Raw genomic sequence first — 17,190 nt, forward strand, 5'->3', positions numbered from 1 at the left:
CCGCCCGTCCTGCCCGCGCCCGGGAAGAGGCTCGGGCAGGAGGCGCGCTACGAGCGGGCCCACGGGGAAGAGCAGCCGCCCACCCGGCGGCCGAGCCACCCCGACCGGCACGAACGATCGGTTCCGGTTCCGCAACAACCCCGTCCCGCCGTCCCACCGCCGCAGTAGGCTCGGGGCCCGGCAGGTGCCCCTTCGGCGCCCCCGGGCCCGGCCGCGACGACTGTCCGTGTCCGACCGTAAACTTCACTCCGCGATCACCACCCGAACACCGGCGGGGAAGAACACGAGGGGGACCGTCACACCGTGAGGCCGACGCTGGAGGCGCGGGCGCTCAAGGAGAGCCTGCTGCAGTACCTCTCGACCACCTACGCGCTGACGGACGAGGGTGCACGGCTCGCGCTGCACAGCTTCCTCGGCGACGAGACCACCGGCATGTTCCGGGGCCCGTTCCTGCGGATCCGCACCCCCTTCCTCCAGGCCGGTCCGGGCTGGCGCGACTGCCTCGACTGGGCACCCGGCGACGGCTGGACGCCGTACGCGCACCAGGCCGAGGCCTTCACTCGCCTGTCCTCCGCGCACGGGCACGTGCCGCAGCCGACCATGGTGACCACCGGCACCGGCTCCGGAAAGACCGAGTCCTTCCTGATCCCCGTCCTCGACCACTGCCGCCGTGAGAAGGCCGCCAGCCGCCGCGGGGTGAAGGCCGTCCTGCTGTACCCGATGAACGCGCTGGCCACTGACCAGGCGCTGCGCATCAACGACTACCTCCGCGAGAACGACGAGGCCCTCGGCGGCGTGACCGCCGGCCTCTACATCGGGGACGTCTCGAAGACCCGCTACGAGCGGGTGGAGACCAACCGGGGGAACATGCAGATCTCCCCGCCCGATATCCTGATCACCAACTACAAGATGCTCGACCTGCTGCTCCAGCGCAGCGACGACGCCCCGCTCTGGAAGGAAGCGGACCTGCGGTACGTCGTGGTCGACGAGTTCCACACCTTCGACGGCGCGCAGGGCACCGACGTGGCGATGCTGCTGCGCCGACTCGCCTCCGCGCTCGGCGTCTCCGAGCGGGACCGCCCGCTGGGCCCGATCTGCCCGGTGGCCACCTCGGCAACCCTCTCCTCCGATGCCGGACCGAACAGTGCGGACGAGATGCTGCGCGTCGCCGGCGAGGTGTTCGGCACGCCGTTCACGGCGGACGCAGTGGTCGGCGAGCAGCGGCTCACTCCGGAGGAGTTCATCCCCTCCGAGACGATCGACCTGCTGCCGGTGCCGACCCCTGAGAAGCTGGCCGCGATGGCCGACCCGGCGCTGAGCGAGGAGGCGTTCGAGGCCCTGGTGGAGGCGTTCACCGGCGAGCGCGGGCTCGACGCGTTCGCGCTCGGGGCGAAGCTCAAGGTGCACATCCTCACCCAGGCGGTGATGCTGGCGCTCGGCGGCGAGCTGAAGTCTGTCGACGAGATCCTCGCGGTGCTGTGGCGGGCGGGCGCGTACTCCTGGGGCCAGGCGATCACCCGCCAGCCGGAGCTGGCCGCCGAGGCGCTGGCCCGGTTCGTCGCCCTGCTGTCGGCCGCGCGCGCACCGGAATCACGGGACACGAAGCCCCGGCCGCTGGTCCAGATCGAGGTGCACCAGTGGGCGCGTTCGGTGTCCCGGGTGCTGCGCGGGGTGCTGCCCTGGCCGAAGGCCCAGTTCCAGTGGGACGCGGGCGACGCACCTCAGGAAGGCGGACCGGAGAGCGTACGCAGCGCCCCGGTGACGACCGCCACCGGTGGGGAGGCGGCCAACCTCTTCCTGCCGGCCGTCTACTGCCGTGACTGCGGCCGCTCGGGCTGGGCGGTCTTCACCCCGGAGAGCGACGACCTGGAGGTGGAGGTCAACCCGGCGAAGATCCGGCGGGCCTCCACCAGCCAGGACCGGATCCGGGTCCGCAACCTGATCGCCGCGACCGACGAGGAGGCCCGGCGCGCCTCTGCCACGGCGCCGGTGCCGGCCTCCGCCAGGGACTCCCGGGGCGGGCAGCTGCACGGCGCGGGCGGCGACCTGATGGTGCTGGACGGCACCCGGCACCGACTGCGCCTGCCGGACCCGGTGAAGGACTTCGACCCCGCCACCGGCGAACCGCGGATCGGTGTGCCCGACTCCGCCTTCGTCCTGGTCAACCAGGGTGCCACGGCCAACACCGCAGCCAAGGAGGACTGGTGCCCGGCCTGCGGTGAACGCAACGCCATCCGCTACTTGGGCACCGGCCAGGCCGCCCTCGCCGCCGCGTCCATCACCCGGCTGTTCACCGGCGGCGAGCTGGACGAGGACACCGGCGAGTGCAAGACGCTGATGTTCAACGACTCGGTGCAGGACGCCGCGCACCGGGCCGGGTTCGTCGCCAACCGCTCGTACACCTTCTCTCTGCGCGCCCTGCTGGTCGCGCACCTGTCGGAGAAGCGCCCCACCGCGCTCAACGACCTGATCGCCGAGGTGATCGCGAACAGCACCGGGGCCCGGACGCTGGCCGCCGTCGTCCCGCCGGACCTGCACGACCTGCGAGGGGTCGCCCGCCTGCTGTCCGGAAAGTCCCGCGGCGGCGACCGGGCCACCTGGGAGCTGATCGGCGAACGGCTGGCGTTCCAGACGCTGCTGGAGTTCGGCCTGCGCGCCCGGCAGGGCCGCACCCTGGAGCTGACCCGCACCGCCGCCGCGCACGTCCGCCTCGCCGACCCCGCGGCCGCCGTCGCGCTCGTCCGGAAGGCGCACCTGGAGAGCGTGCGGGGAGACATGCTGGAGCCGGTCGAGGACGCGCGCTACCTGGCGTTCCTGCGGATCTTCCTGGAGCGGCTGCGCTGGCGCGGCGCGATCAAGCACCGCTGGCTGGAGAAGTACCTCTCCGAGACCGGCACCAGCCGCTACTTCATCTGGGGACAGCGCCCGTCCGGGATGCCCGCGTTCCCCAAGGGCGTCGCGGCCCCGGTCTTCCTGCTGTCCAGCCCGAAGGAGGGCAGCGAGTTCGACGCGGTGACCGGCCGGCTGGCCTGGCACGAGCGCTGGGCCGGACGCACCCTCGGCCTGCCGCGCGAGCAGTCACCCGAGTTCTGGAGCCGGCTGCTGCCTGCGCTCCACGACGCGAGGCTGCTCTCCGCACGCACCGCGAAGGACGGCGCCACCCGCATTCACGGCCTCCAGCCCGGGGCGATCGACGCGCTGTTGCTCTCCGACGAGGACGTGGAGACCGCGTACGTGCGCTGCCGTGTCTGCTTCTGGGAGCAGACCGTTCACCCCTCCCTGCTGGAGCAGTGGCACGACGCGCCCTGCCCGTCCTACCGCTGCACCTCCGGGCGGCTGGTCGCCGGCACCCACGCCCGGGAGTCGGACGTCCACGCCCGGGACCGGCAGTACCGGGACGACTACTACCGCCGGCTGTACCACCGCGCGGGCCCCTACCAGGTGGTGACGGCCGAGCACACCAGCCTGCTGGACCGCGAGCGGCGCGAGTCGGTCGAGGCGGCCTTCCGCCGGGCACCCGGCGAGGGCCGGGCCTTCAACGACCCGAACGTGCTGTCCTGCACGCCCACCCTGGAACTGGGCATCGACATCGGCGACCTGTCCGCCGTGGTGCTCGCCTCCCTGCCCCGCAACGCCGCGAGCTACGCCCAACGGGTCGGCCGGGCCGGGCGCCGGACCGGCAACGCCTTCCTGCTCACCATCCCCGAGCGCCGCAAGCGGGACCTCTACTACCTGGACCGGCCCAAGGACCTGATCGCCGGGCCGATCACCCCGCCGGGCTGCCACCTCTCGGCGGTCGCGATCCTGCGCCGCCAGTACCTGGCCCACCTGCTGGACCTCGCCGCCCGCGGGCGGCTGACCGGTGCCGGGGGGCGCGTGCTCCCCGCCCTGCCCCGGAAGGCCAAGGACGTCTTCGGGCCGGAGGGCTACCTGACCGACCTCGTCGAAGCGGCCCTCGCCCACGGCGGGGCGGCCGTCTCCGCGTTTCTGGAGCTCTTCCCCACCGGTGTGAGCGAGCAGTCCGCCGACGACCTGCGGGCCTACGCCACCGCCGGTCTGCAGGGCACGGTCGAGCAGGCCGAACGGGAGTGGGCGGCACGCGAGGACACCCTGCGCGCCCGGATCCGCCACATCAACGCCGCCGTCGGCGAACTGCACGACGCGGACCCGGAGGAGGCCCGGCAGAAGGCCGAGTTGGAGGCCGAGCGGCGCGGTGTCGGACGGCAGCTGACCAAGCTGCTGGAGGAGACCCCGGGACAGGGCGCCCTCGTCGAGCTCGGGCTGCTGCCCAACTACGCGCTGGTGGACGCCACCACCGTGCTGGAGGCCACGCTCTACTGGCCCGAGGAGCGGGTGGCGGGCGAGCGGCCCCGGTACGACTCAGAGCTGCGCCCGTACGAGCGCCCCCAGCGCCTCGCCCTGAGCGAGCTGGCGCCGGGCAACACCTTCTACGTCAACCGGTACCGGCACGAGATCACGGGCATCGACATCGGCACGGCCTCGCAGCCCGGCTGGCAGACCTGGCGGGTCTGCCCCCAGTGCGGCTACGTCCGGACCGCCGACGCCGAGAACGACCGCAGCGCCTGCCCGCGCTGCCGCACCAGCGCGATAGCGGACGACGGGTCCTGCCTGTTCAGGATCGTCCAGCCGCGCCTGGTGACCGCCCGGGACAAGCGCGACGACGCCAGGATCCGCGACGACCGGGACGAACGCGACCACCGCTCCTACGAGATCGTCCACGCGGTCGACATCCCGGAGGAGTCCCTGGAGCGCGGCTCCTGGCGCCACGGAACCGAGACCTTCGGCGTGGACTTCTCCCGCACCGCCGTGATCCGCACCGTCAACGTCGGGCCGGCCCGGTACGACAGCCCGGCCACCGACGAGTTCGCCGGGCACACCGTCCGGCTCAACCCGTTCCACGTCTGCACGGGCTGCGGCGCGGCGACCGCGGACGGCCGGCCGGTGTTCGACCACGACACGGACGAACTGAGTGCCTCCGCCGCCCGCGACCCACGCCTCAAGCACCACCGGCCGTGGTGCCCGGTGCGGCGCGGGAAGGCCGCGGAGGCCGATCAACTCCCCGTCCTGCTGGCGCACGAGCTGCGAACTGAGGCGCTGCGCATCCTGCTGCCCGCCGCGACGGTCCTGGTCGAGGAGAAGATCCACTCCTTCCGAGCGGCGCTGCGCCTCGGCGTCGACAAGCAGTTCGGCGGCGACCCCCAGCACCTGGAACACACCCTCACCTCGAAGCCGGACGCCAGGGCGGGCGAACGGCGGTGGTACCTGGTGCTGTTCGACGGTCTGCCCGGCGGCACCGGCTACCTGCACCGGCTGACCGACCCCGACGTTTTCAAGGCCACCCTCCTCAAGGCCCGCGAGGCGCTGCTGGACTGCCCCTGCAAGGACGAGGAGCACCGGCGCGCCTGCCACCGCTGCCTCTACCGGTACACCGCCGAGCGGTACCAGTCCAAGGTCTCCCGTGCCCAGGCCCTGGCCCTGCTGGAGTCGCTGCTCTACAACCGGGAGGGTGCCGACGCGTGGGAGACCACCGAGGTGTCCTCCACCGCCCTGATCGGGCTGGACAAGCAGATCGAGTCCGACCTGGAGGCCCGCTTCCTCGCTGCCCTGCGGACCTGGAGCGAGCAGAGCGAGGACGCCGTCCTGGAGGAGGACGGCCGCGCCAGTGGACAACTGAAGATCAGCGGCGGCGAGGAGCGGCTCCACTGGCGGCTCACCGCCCAGCAGAGGCTCGTCGGCACCCGCACCGACTTCACCTTCACCCGGGTCGGCGGACCCTCCGGGACGGTGAAGGTGTACATGGACGGGCGCCGCAACCACGCGAGCGACGACCGCAACCGCCTCGCCGAGGATGCCGCCATCCGCAACGGGCTGCGCGCCGACGGCGCGATCGCCTTCCAACTGACCTGGGACGACATCGACCTCTTCGAGAAGCGGCCCACCCGCAACGCCCCCGTCTGGCCGCCCTACGCATGGGCCGCCCAGGAGGCGGCCAAGAACGTCTACGAGGAACTGGGCGGCAGCCGGCACCAGCTGGTGGGCACGATGTTCGCCAACCCGGTCGAAACGCTGATCGGCTACCTGCGCGACCCCTCACCCGAGCTGTGGGCGCGCCGTGCCACCGCGCTGGTCAGCGGCCTGACCGCACACCCCCGCACCGCCCTCGCCGGATCGGCCGACCGACGCGGCCCGCTCCTGCACACCCTCCGGACAGCGCTCGGCGCACCGGCGTCAATGCCGGACGATGACGACACGCCGATCCTTCCGGTGCACGTCCTGCGCAGCACCGACGACAACGGCCTGGAGCTGGTGCTCGCGGTGCGCGACGACGGACAGGAGGCCCCAGCCTGGACGGTGCTGGCCTGCCTGGACGACGACACCGCGGCGCTCGGCACCGAGGAGCACCGGCTGCGCTGGCGCGCCTGGCTGTACTGGTCCAACCTGCTCCAGTTCCTGCCCCGAACCACGGGCGACGCGGTCCAGCTGACGACCGGCCTGGCCGACGGCTACCCACTCGAAGCGCTCACCGTGTGCAGCGGCGCCGCACAGCCGTCCGACTCCCCGTTCGAGGAGCACATCGCCGGCCTGCTGCGGGACAGCACCTGGGACAGCGACTTCCTGCCCGAGATCGACGCCGGCGAGGAAGCCGCCCTGCTCGACCTGGCGACCCGGATCGCCGACCACGGCAAGCAGGCACCGACGGAGTTCGGGTACGAGCTCGGCAACAGCCGCTGGCCCGCGGACCTCGTCTGGGCCGATGAGGCCGTCAAGGTCGCCGTCCTGCCCGTCCCGGCGGCCGTGCCCGACGGCAACGACGGAACCGCCGACGCCGACGAGGCCGGCGGGGCCGGCCAAGCCGCACACGACGAGACCGAACGCGCCCTCGCCGCGTACCGGGCCGAGGGCTGGACCGCCCGTACCGCCGTCGACTGGCTCGACCACCTGGACACCCTCATCTCCCTGCTCCCCGACGCACCGTCGACCGGTACGCCGCACGACCTGGAAGGCTCCTCCCGATGACCGCCCGGCTCAGCCTGTACCAGAAGGCCGAACAGGAGCTCTACAAGCTCGATCACCAGGTGAAGGGAGCGTTCTACGACTTCAGTCGCGCCTTCCGGCAGGACCCTTGGCTCGCCAAGCTCCGGCTCAAGCCGCTGAAGGGCGACGGCCGGATCTTCTCCGCCCGCCTCAACGCCTCTTACCGGGTCCTGCTCACCCGCACCGGCATCGGCGCCGACGGCGAGGAGAGCTGGCTGGCCATCGCCGTCCGGCACCGCCGTGACGTCTACGAGCAGTTGTCCGTCGCGGTCAACCGGGTCACCGGCGAGATCGAGTTCGTCGACCTCTCGGTGGTCGGCGAGAGCGCGCTGCGCCGCGCCGGCATCGAACTGACACCTGCCGAGCCCGAGCCGGAGCCGGACGAGGTCCCGCCCCCCGCCGTTCCTGCAGCCACCCCGGCCGCTGCCTCGGCGGAGCAGGCCCCGCCGCTGCTGGCCGCCTACGACGCCGAGCTGCTTCGCGAGCTGGGCGTCACCGGGGCCCTGATCGAGCTGGCCCTGCTCGTCACCACCAGCGAAGAGCTCGACCAGCTCGTCCAGGGCGCCCCGCTGCTCACCAAGGACGTGCTCTACGGCCTCGCCGCCGGTATCCCGCTGGACGACGTCCGCCGCGAGATCACCGCGCCGGTACAGCTGGACCAGCGACCCAACCCCGAGGACTTCGACGCGGCCCTGGCCCGCACCACCGTCACCGTGGTCACCTCGGACGATGTCCTGCGCGCCGCGATCGAGGAGGGCGACTTCCGCGCCTGGCGGGTCTTCCTCCACCCCACCCAGGCCCGCCTGGTCGACCGGGTCTACAGCGGCGCGGCCAGGGTCTCGGGTGGACCGGGCACCGGCAAGACCGTCGTCGCCCTCCACCGTGTCGCCCACCTCGCCGCAAAACTGCCGCCCGGCCAGGACAAGCCGATCCTGCTCACCACCTTCACCAAGAACCTCACCACCGACCTACGGGCCCGGCTCACCTCCCTGCTGGAACCCGAGCAGCTCGCCCGTGTCGAGGTCGCCCACATCGACCAGCTCACCGCACGGGTGCTGGCCGAGAACAGCCTCTCCGGCCGCACGCGCAACCGCGTGGACAACCAGGTCGCGCTGCGGGAGCTGCGGGACCTCCTCATGGAGATCGACGAACGCACCTGGGAACCCGAGTTCCTGCTGGAGGAGTGGGAGCAGGTCGTACTCGGCCAGGCGGTGCCGACCCGCACCGCCTATCTCCAGGCCCGCCGGGCCGGACGCGGCCGGCCGCTGAACCGCGCGGAGCGCAGCGCCGTCTGGAAGCTGCTGGAGCACTACACCGCCCGTCTCGACAAGCTGAACCTGGAGACCTGGAGCCAGGCCGCCGAACGCGCGGCCCGCTTCGAGATCGGGCGTGCCACCAAGATCCGTGCCCGCGCCGAGTACAAGGACGAGATCGGCGCCCAGGACCTCATCCACCGCGACGCCGGATCGGGCATGCAGTACCTGCGCCACCGCTTCCGTCACATCGTCGTCGACGAGGCGCAGGACCTCAGCCCCGCGCACTGGAAGATGCTGCGCGCGATGGTCGCCGAGGGCCCCGACGATCTCTTCATCGCCGGTGACACTCACCAGCGGATCTACGACAACCAGGTCTCTCTCGGCGCGGTCGGGATCCACATCCGGGGCCGTGCCAGCCGACTGACCCTCAGCTACCGCACCACTAAGGAGATCCTCAACAAGGCCATCACTGTCGTCACCGGACGGGACGTCGAGTTCGACGACCTCGACGACGGCAAGGACAACCTCGCGGGCTTCCGCTCGGTCCTCAGCGGGCCCGAGCCCATCCTGAGCGGACACCCGACCTGGGCCGAGGAACTCTCTGCCCTGGCCGAGACCCTCCAGGCCTGGCGCACCGAGCTGACCACAGACAGCACCGGCCGCACCACACGCGATGCCCGTGGGCTGATCGCCGTCTGCGTCGCGGACCGCAACAAGGTCAATGAGGTCATGTACTACCTGACCACCACCGCCGGCATCACCTGCGCCGAGCTCACCAAGGACGGCGCCCGCGGCGAAGGCGAAGTCCACGTCGGGACCATGCACCGTTTCAAGGGCCTCGAATACCAGCGGCTCGCCATCGCCGCAGCCAGCGACGGCATCCTCCCCCGTGCCTTCATCGAGCAGTACCGGAAGAGCGACCACGCCCGCTACCAGCGCGAGCTCCGGAAGGCCCGGGCCCTGCTCTTCGTCGCGACGACCCGGGCCCGCGACTCCCTCAGCATCTCCTGGCATGGCGAGCCCAGCCGGTTCCTGCCCCGCTGATCGGTTCGTCCACACCTCCGAGGAGCCTCGGAGGTGTGAGCAACGAGATCCGGCAGGCAGTCCTCGGCCGGGAGTTCGGGCAGTACATCCTGACCGGGATGCCTGGTCTCCAGCGCCAGGACTTCAACCCGATGGCCTCCCGCGCCGCCGGCGGCGGCTGCCCCGGGTAGGCGAACATGGCAGTCTCAGATCGAGCTGGACCACCACCGTCTGCGGCGTGCGCCGTTCGCCGTCTTAGGGTGGCGAACTCCTGGCCCAGGCCAGCAGGCTCTCCGCCTCGCCCGTGAAGGCCTTCTACATCTCAGACCCGATGCCTGCCGAAGGTTCGCTCCTTGCGGGATGCCGTGCGCCGAAGGTCGGCGCGCTCGCGGAGGTACCGCAGGATGACTCGCCACCAGGACAGCCGGTCCCGCGAGTTCTGCGGGATCAGACGGTCCAGGATAAGCAGCGCCAGGACACTCAGAATGATCAACGTCACCAATGCCGCCCGCATCCATACAGGGAGGCCTTCCATCAAGGCCAACGGGAACTCGACCATCGAAGGAAACCCCGTTCCCTCAGATCCCCTCCCTGCACGTGAAGGGACATCATGTCCCGCTTCGACACCAGCAGGTCGGCCACGTTGTCCGGCGCGCGCTCGACAACGATCACCAGGTCGTCCCAGCGCGGCGACATCACCGGATCGTAGGCGCTGAGCCGACTCCACCCTCAGGCACCGACGCGCCCACCGATGGGCCCGTCGTTGAAGAGCCCGAGTGCGAGGAGCGCCCTCAGCGAACGCTGGCCGGGAGAACGGGTGTCGAGGGCGATGACGTTGCCTCGCCCGAGGCCGGCGAGAGCAGCTTCCAGGGTCTCGCCGGTCAAACGCTTCCGCTCGTGAGCCGCCCTGAGCCTGCTGGAACTCCGGTCGCCCGCCACATGTGTCGACTGCACGACATACCTCTCCGCCCTTGCGAGACCCGGTACTTACGCGAGAACCGGCATGCCTGACGACGGATGGCACAACTGTCTCTCACAGAGCAGGTGCGCTGCGCACCCTCGAGTCGCCGTATGCAGCACCGGGCCCTGCACGGCTGGAGACTCCCCGCCCCTCTGCGGGTCGGTACAGGGTCACGAAACTCGAGCCGCCTCCGTCCCGACCAGTTCCCGGAGTTGTAGTGGCGAGACCATCCGGCCCAGGTGAGAATCACTCGCGGTGTCAGCGGGAACCGATATGCAACATCGCAGCGCCGACTCACTCAGATGATGAGCCGACATTCCTGGGAGGACTACTTGATCACGACGAATGCTGAAGGCATGCGAGTCTGTTCGGAGGCTGAAGACCACCGCTGGCAGGATGACGGACGCGGCCGGGGATGCCCCTTCTGCTCCGGCCACCGGATCTCTTCCACCAATCGGTTCTCGGACCTCTATCCGGATGACGTTCCGAGGCTGGACACCGCGCGCTCCGGCATCACCGCAGAGCAACTTCCAGTCGGCAGCAACGATGTGGCGTGGTGGAAGTGCGATGTCATCCCCGCACATCCCTCCTTCAAACGGATTGTGAACGCCTTCACCGGCGGCAGGAAGGGCAACGGCACCAAGACATGCCCTGATTGTCGCCTGATAGGGACCTCCGTACAGGAGCTGCTGCTGAAGGCTGAGCTCGCGACCGTGTTGCGCATCGATCCGGACCGCAAGCACGTACCTGATGTCGACAGCCGCAACACAGCTGTGGACATGGTGGTTCTCGACGAGAACGGCAATCCGATGCTTGTGTTGGAGTTCGACGGAGTTTGGTGGCACAGGGGCAACGAGGACAAGGATGCCTCCAAGGCCGCACGGCTGCGCGCTGCGGGGTTGACAGTAGTGCGGATCCGCGAGGCGGAGCTGGTGCCGCTGGATGCTGCGTTCGATGTCGTTGTCGGGTTCCAGGCTGCGGCCGAGGACGCCGCCGCCGATGTCCTCGACCACCTGGCCGGACTGGGCCTGGTGGAGTGCGTTGAAGCCGATCGCTACCGGGAGGCCTCCTTCGCCGGCCCGCAGAACCGAGCTCTGGCCAAGCGGTGGATCACCAACCGTCTCGGGGAGACGGCGCTCCGTGTCGAACGGAACCTGTTCAAAGAGCGTTGGGCGCGGATGTTCGCCGCGCTCGTCGACTACGAGGCCGTCGAGGGTCATTGCTATCCAAGCGATCGGGAAGTCTCGGTTGCTGGCGTCGATCTGGCCCGATGGGTCCGAAAGCAGCGGACCTTGGCAGTCGGCGGCGGTCTGGAGACTGAACGCTCTCGACGCCTGTCCGCCATCGCCTCGTGGTCGACCGAGAATGCCAGCGATGCATCCTTCCGCCGGCAGCTTGATCGCTACCGAGCCGCCGTCCTCGATGAGGGCGAGGGCGAGGCGATGGAAGCACACGAGGCAACCGTCTGGGCCAACAACATCCGTACCGCTCGCCAGCGGTTGGTCGATCAGGGCAATGAACTGCCTTTATGGAAGCTCGAAGGCCTGTCCTCGATACCAGGCTGGAGTTGGAACCCTTACGAGGAGGGGTTCCTGGCGAAGGTGGCGGCCCTTCAGGCCTTTGCCACCGAGACTTCTCGGAGCGTCGGCAGCATCAAGCAGCGAGAAGAGTGGGGTGCGCACAAGATCGGCGTCTGGATCAACTCCTTCCGGAACCGGCGTGTCACCTACGACGCGGAACGCACAGCCATCCTGGAGGCCCTGCCGGGGTGGGTGTGGACGCCACAGGAAGACTCCTGGAACACCGCGTTGGCCGAGCTCAGCGACTGGGCCGCCGAACACGGCCGAATGCCAAAAGCGCACGCAGCCGACAAGACCGAGCGACGGCTTGGGGTGTGGAAGAGGAACAACAAGAGCAAGCGGCAAGGTCACACCGACTACCAGGCTCTCCGACTGCGCGCACTGCTCGCCGCGTACGGCGAGCTCATGCCCTGATCACCTGCTGTCTCGCCGCCGCCTGTGATCCGCTCCACCGAGCGGGCGCAGCGTAGGCGTTGTGGGCTGTCCGCGCAGTTGGCAGCTCCGTGCCGTCAGCGGTGCTCGGGGTTCTCGAAGTCGAAGCGGCAGCCGGCGTCCCACTCGGAGCGCTGGTTGCCGTGGGCGGGGATGCCGCCGGCGTCCTTGAGCATCCGGGCGAGGTGGAGCAGGTTCCAGGTCATGAAGGTGGTGTTGCGGTTGGTGAACTCGTTCTCGGGCCCGCCGGAGCCGGGGTCGAGGTAGGACGGGCCGGGGCCGGCCTCGCCGATCCAGCCGGCGTCGGCCTGCGGCGGGATGGTGTAGCCGAGGTGCTGGAGGCTGTAGAGCACGTTCATCGCGCAGTGCTTCGCGCCGTCCTCGTTCCCGGTGATCAGGCAGCCGCCGACCCGCCCGTAGTAGGCGTACTGGCCCTCGGAGTTGAGCAGCGAGGAGCAGGAGTAGAGCCGCTCGATCACCTGCTTCGTCACCGAGGAGTTGTCGCCGAGCCAGATCGGTCCGGCCAGCACGAGGATGTCGGCCGCCATCACCCGGCTGTAGAGCACCGGCCAGTCGTCGGTCTCCCAGCCGTGCTCGGTCATGTCGGGCCAGACGCCGGTGGCGATGTCGTGGTCGACCGCCCGGAGCACGTCGACCTGGACGCCCTGGCGCTGCATGATCCCGGTGCTGACGTCGATCAGGCCCTGGGTGTGGCTGCGTTCGGGCGAGCGCTTCAGGGTGCAGTTGACGACCAGGGCGTTCAGGTCGTCGTAGCGGCGGGGCGAGGTGGACATCGGCGGGCCCTTTCGGAGGAGGCGGTCGCCCACCAGTCCAGCCGCAGTGCCGGGGCGCCGCCCGTCGGGCTGGGCCGACCGCGCGGGAGCCGGGTCAGCCCTCGTCGACCGGCGGCTCGACCGGGGGCAGGACCGGGGTGAGCAGCAGGCGCGCGGCCAGCACCGCGCCGCCGGTGACGGCGGCCAGGGTGGCGTCGTGGAAGGGCCGCAGATTGCGCTCGTGCCAGAGCGTCTGGGTGGTGGCCCAGGCGGCGTCCAGGGCGCGGGCCACCGAGAAGCTGCCGACCAGGTGCTGCAGGGACTCGGCGGCCCGGGCGTCCGGTGTGCCGAGCTGCGCCTCGAAGGACGCCCGGGCCTCGGCCTCCGCCTGTTCGAGCAGCTCGGCGGCCCTGAGGTGGTCGGCGTGCACGGGCGGGGTGTCCGGCGTGGTGCGGCGCTCGATGCAGGTGGCGACCAGGGCCAGCGGGAGGTCGTGGCTGAGGTGTGCGCTCATCCCGGCGAAGGCGAACTGGATCGGCCGGACGGCCCGGTCGCCCCGGGCCTCGAACAGCGGCTGCCAGGCCTCGTCGGCCGGGCGGCCCGTGCCGGCGGAGTCGACCGCGTCGAGGTACATGGTGGCGAGGGCCACCTCCAGGTCCTCGGCGAACGCCCGGTCCTGGAAGGAGCCCGCGGCCAGGTGTCCGCCGACCAGGTCGAGGACCCGCAGGTACATCCGGTTGAAGGCGGCCACGCCGTCCCCCGGGTCCAGCCGGGCCTCGATCGCCCGCATCCGCCCGACGACCTCGTCGATGGTCTTCGCGGCCCTGGCATGCGACTGGGTCATGGCCATCCCTTCCGAAGCGGTCAGTGCGGGTCGGACCCGACTGCCACGTATACACAGCGGCCACCGCCGCCGGGCCCGCGCGCAGCCCGGACACACCGCCGCGCGTCACCCGAACCGCCCACCGCCGGAGCGCGGCGGGCCCCTGGACGCGCCGAGGGCCGTCCCCGCCCCCCACGGGCGGGGACGGCCCTCGGCCGTTCCGGGATCAGGGGCGGGCGCCGCCCCTGGTCGAGACCGCCACGTAGTCCACCCGCATCGGGTGGCCTGGCTCGGTGGCCGGTCCGGGTGAGCCGCCGAGCGCCGCGGGCAGGTTGCCGCCGACGGCGACGTTCAGGATCAGGAACAGCCCGTGGTTGACGGCCTTGTCCCACGTCGCACGGTCCATCTGCGCGGCCGTCACCCGGTGGTACTCGCGGCCGTCGAGGTACCAGCGGACCTGCTCGGCGCCGGCCGTGAGGTCGACCTCGACCGCGTACCGGTGGAAGCCGGTGCGGCAGTCCGCGCCGCAGAACTGGTCACCCGAACCGAGGCCCTTCGGCTCCTGGCAGGGTCCGCCGTCCAGGGTGCCGCAGTGCATCGTGCCGAACACCGTGTCACGGCCGTTGACCTGCTCCATCACATCCAGCTCGCCGATCGCGGGCCAGCCGGTGTAGCCGTCGCGCAGCCCGGAGCCGAGGGTCCAGAAGGCCGGCCAGTAGCCCGCGGCGGCCGGTCCGGTGACGTCGGGCAGGGCGATCGAGGCCTCGATCCGCAGCACCCCGCCGGGCGGCGGCGCGAGGTCGGACCGGCGGGACTCGATCCGGCCCGAGCTCCAGCGGCCGTTCTCCAGGGTGGGCACGATCTCCAGCGCGCCCCGGCCGTCGAGGCGGACGTTGGCGGTCGAGTCGGTCATCGTCTCGATCTCCCCGGTGCCCCACTGGGGCGCCGGGCAGCCCGGGTAGCAGGTGCCGAGGTCGTACTGCCAGTGGTCGGCGGAGGGGCGGCTGCCGGCCGGGCCGTCGAAGTCGTCCCGCAGCACCGCCGTCCAGCCGTCGGCGCCGGCCTTGCCGGGCCCGGCGGGGGCGGCGACGGCGGGGGCGGCGACGGCGGGCACCAGTCCGGCCTCGGTCAGCAGCCGTTCGAGCCGGGGCGTGAGCACGACGGCCGCGACGTTGGTCAGGTGCGCGTCGTCCCGGTAGAGCAGGATGCGCTCCAGGACGGCCGGGCAGCTGCGCCCCGCACCGGGGCAGAGCACCGAGTTCAGCTCGACCGAGCGGACGCCGGGCACCCGCCCGGCCGCGATCTCCTCGGCGAGCGGGTCGGGCCACTGCGCACGGGCGCGCGGGAACTCGCAGGCGGCCGGGTCCTCGGTGTGCCCGGAGACGCAGGCCGGGACGTCCGTCCCGGGGATCGGGGTGTCCTGGAGGTAGACGATCGGCACGCCGAGCGCGCGCAGCGGCGCCAGCGTCCTCTCCCAGCCGTCGAGCAGGAGCCGGCGGTCGTCGGTGTAGCGGTTGAGCGCGGAGACGACGATCAGCTTGGGCTTCGGCCCGTTCCGCAGCCGCTCCAGGCTCGCCGCCCGCCAGCTGTCGCACTCCCAGTAGGCCCGGCCCAACTGCGGGTTGACCACGTCGAGTTCCGGCAGCGGGCAGCCCTGCTTGACCAGCTCCTCCAGCGCCCAGTGGCGCTGGGCCGCGATGGCGAGCACCGGGGAGAACCACTGGCCGGCGTGCGAGTCGCCGAGCAGGACGATCCGGTCCGGGCTGGTGGTCTCGCCGAACAGGCAGGCGGGGCTGGTGACGGCGCTCGGCGCCACCTCGCACTCGCCGTCGGGCGGGAAGTCCTTGCGCGCCTGGGCAGCGGCCGGGACGACCGGGCCGCTCTTCGGCGCGGTGGCGGTGCGCACCAGCAGCGAGGTGCCGTCGGGCGAGCCGGGCGGCAGGCCGAGCAGGTCGACCGGGCCGGCCGGGCCGAGCAGCCGCAGCGTCCCGGTGCCGACGACCAGCGCCAGCACCACCGGGACGATCACCGCGGTGAGCCCCAACGAGAGCCCTCGCCTGGGGAGTTCGGAGACGGTCCGGCTGCGGCGCAGCGGCCGCTCGATCCAGCGCAGCACCGCCGCGGCGGGCAGTGCGGCGGCGGCGCTCAGCGCCACCTTGGCCGGCCAGCCGAGCGTCCCGAACCTGGCCTCGGTGAGCACCAGCACCGGCCAGTGCCACAGGTAGAGGTTGTAGGAGAGCCGGCCGATCGCGCGCGGGGCGCGCAGGCCCAGCAGCCGGTCCACCCCGTGGCCGGGGGCGACGGTCGGCCGGCCGCCCTGCCGGTCGGGCGTCCCGGCGAGGATGATCGCGGCGGTGGCGAGGGTCGGGACGAGCGCGGCGTACCCCGGGTAGGGGGTGCCGGCGTCGTAGGCGACGACGCACCAGCCGATGGCCAGCAGACCGGCCCAGCCGGTGAGCAGGCGCAGCGGGCGCGGTCCGCGCAGCCGGTGCCAGGGCAGCAGGGCGAGCAGCGCCCCGACCCCGAACTGCCAGACCCGGGAGGGCGTGCCGAGGTAGGCGAGCGAGACCGAGTCCCGCGTCCAGTGCAGCGACAGGGCGAAGGAGCCGAGGGTCAGCGCCCCGGCGACGACGGCCGCCGCCGTCCGGACGGCCCGGCCGCGGCGGACCGCCCGGGCCGCCAGGAACACGAGCAGCGCGACCAGCGGGGCCCAGAAAAGGTAGAACTGCTCCTCCACCGCGAGCGACCAGAAGTGCAGCAGTGGGCTGGGGTCGCGGCCGGCCGCGAGGTAGTCGGTCTGCTGGGAGACGAAGCGCCAGTTGGCGACGGACAGCGCCGAGGCGAGCACGTCGTGCTCCAGGTCGGCGCGGCGCAGCGGGACGGTCAGCCAGGCGCCGGCCAGCGCGACCGCGCCGAGCACCACCGCGGCGGAGGGCAGCAGCCGGCGCGCCCGGCGGGAGAAGAACTCCCCCAGCCGGACCCGGCCGGTGGTGACGGCCTCGCGCACCAGCAGGCCGGTGATCAGGTAGCCGGAGACGACGAGGAAGACGTCGACGCCGACGAAGCCGCCGGCCAGGCCGGGTACGGAGGCGTGGAAGGCGAGCACCGCGAGCACCGCCACCGCGCGCAGGCCCTCGATGTCGGGACGGAAGACGGCCGGGCGGGGCGTCGGCCCCGGGCTGCCGGACGCCCGCGCGCCGGAGCCCCGGGAGCCGGAGCCGCCGCGCGGCGGGCCGGGGATGGTGTAGGTGTCCGGAAGCAGGTCCGGACCCGTGGTCGGGGACAT

At 71.8% G+C, this 17,190-nt stretch carries 8 protein-coding genes; 4 read left to right on the top strand and 4 right to left on the bottom strand.

What is annotated here, in order from left to right; translation table 11 throughout:
• Nucleotides 1-303 precede the first annotated feature (303 nt).
• From ACWDRR_RS28795 to ACWDRR_RS28805, 3 genes are read left to right on the top strand one after another with little or no spacing between them, the layout of a single operon-like run.
• Entirely contained in the window at nucleotides 304-7,038 is a 6,735-nt protein-coding gene (locus ACWDRR_RS28795) for a DEAD/DEAH box helicase (RefSeq protein ID WP_449775165.1), read from the top strand.
• Nucleotides 7,035-9,356 carry a UvrD-helicase domain-containing protein gene (locus ACWDRR_RS28800; protein WP_449775166.1) on the top strand — a complete coding sequence of 774 codons (2,322 nt, stop codon included), beginning with the start codon at nucleotides 7,035-7,037 and terminating at the stop codon, nucleotides 9,354-9,356. Before ACWDRR_RS28795 ends, ACWDRR_RS28800 begins: the two co-directional genes overlap by 4 nt.
• Nucleotides 9,357-9,391: 35 nt before the next feature.
• Nucleotides 9,392-9,526, top strand: coding sequence for a hypothetical protein (locus ACWDRR_RS28805; RefSeq protein ID WP_449775167.1), 135 nt, complete (start codon nucleotides 9,392-9,394; stop codon nucleotides 9,524-9,526).
• A gap of 131 nt (nucleotides 9,527-9,657) precedes the next feature.
• On the opposite strand, the gene ACWDRR_RS28810 is transcribed toward ACWDRR_RS28805, so the two are convergent.
• On the bottom strand, nucleotides 9,658-9,894 hold the full coding sequence (locus tag ACWDRR_RS28810; protein WP_449775168.1) for a hypothetical protein: 237 nt from the start codon (nucleotides 9,892-9,894) through the stop codon (nucleotides 9,658-9,660).
• Between the two features lie 734 nt (nucleotides 9,895-10,628).
• On the opposite strand from ACWDRR_RS28810, the gene ACWDRR_RS28815 reads away from it, so the two are divergent.
• Nucleotides 10,629-12,290: a Helicase associated domain protein gene (locus ACWDRR_RS28815; protein WP_449775169.1), complete on the top strand. Its 1,662-nt coding sequence runs from the start codon at nucleotides 10,629-10,631 to the stop codon at nucleotides 12,288-12,290.
• A 95-nt stretch (nucleotides 12,291-12,385) separates the two neighbouring features.
• Here ACWDRR_RS28815 and ACWDRR_RS28820 read toward each other — a convergent pair whose 3' ends face one another.
• The 3 genes from ACWDRR_RS28820 to ACWDRR_RS28830 form a co-directional block, all read right to left on the bottom strand.
• Nucleotides 12,386-13,102 (bottom strand): flavodoxin family protein, encoded by a 717-nt coding sequence (locus ACWDRR_RS28820; RefSeq protein WP_449775170.1) that lies wholly within the window; start codon nucleotides 13,100-13,102, stop codon nucleotides 12,386-12,388.
• Between the two features lie 94 nt (nucleotides 13,103-13,196).
• A complete protein-coding gene (locus ACWDRR_RS28825) occupies nucleotides 13,197-13,925 on the bottom strand; it encodes a DUF5995 family protein (RefSeq protein ID WP_449775171.1) in 729 nt (242 codons plus the stop codon).
• 205 nt (nucleotides 13,926-14,130) lie between these two features.
• Nucleotides 14,131-17,190, bottom strand: coding sequence for an acyltransferase family protein (locus tag ACWDRR_RS28830; protein WP_449775172.1), 3,060 nt, complete (start codon nucleotides 17,188-17,190; stop codon nucleotides 14,131-14,133).

Source organism: Kitasatospora sp. NPDC003701 (assembly GCF_053587085.1).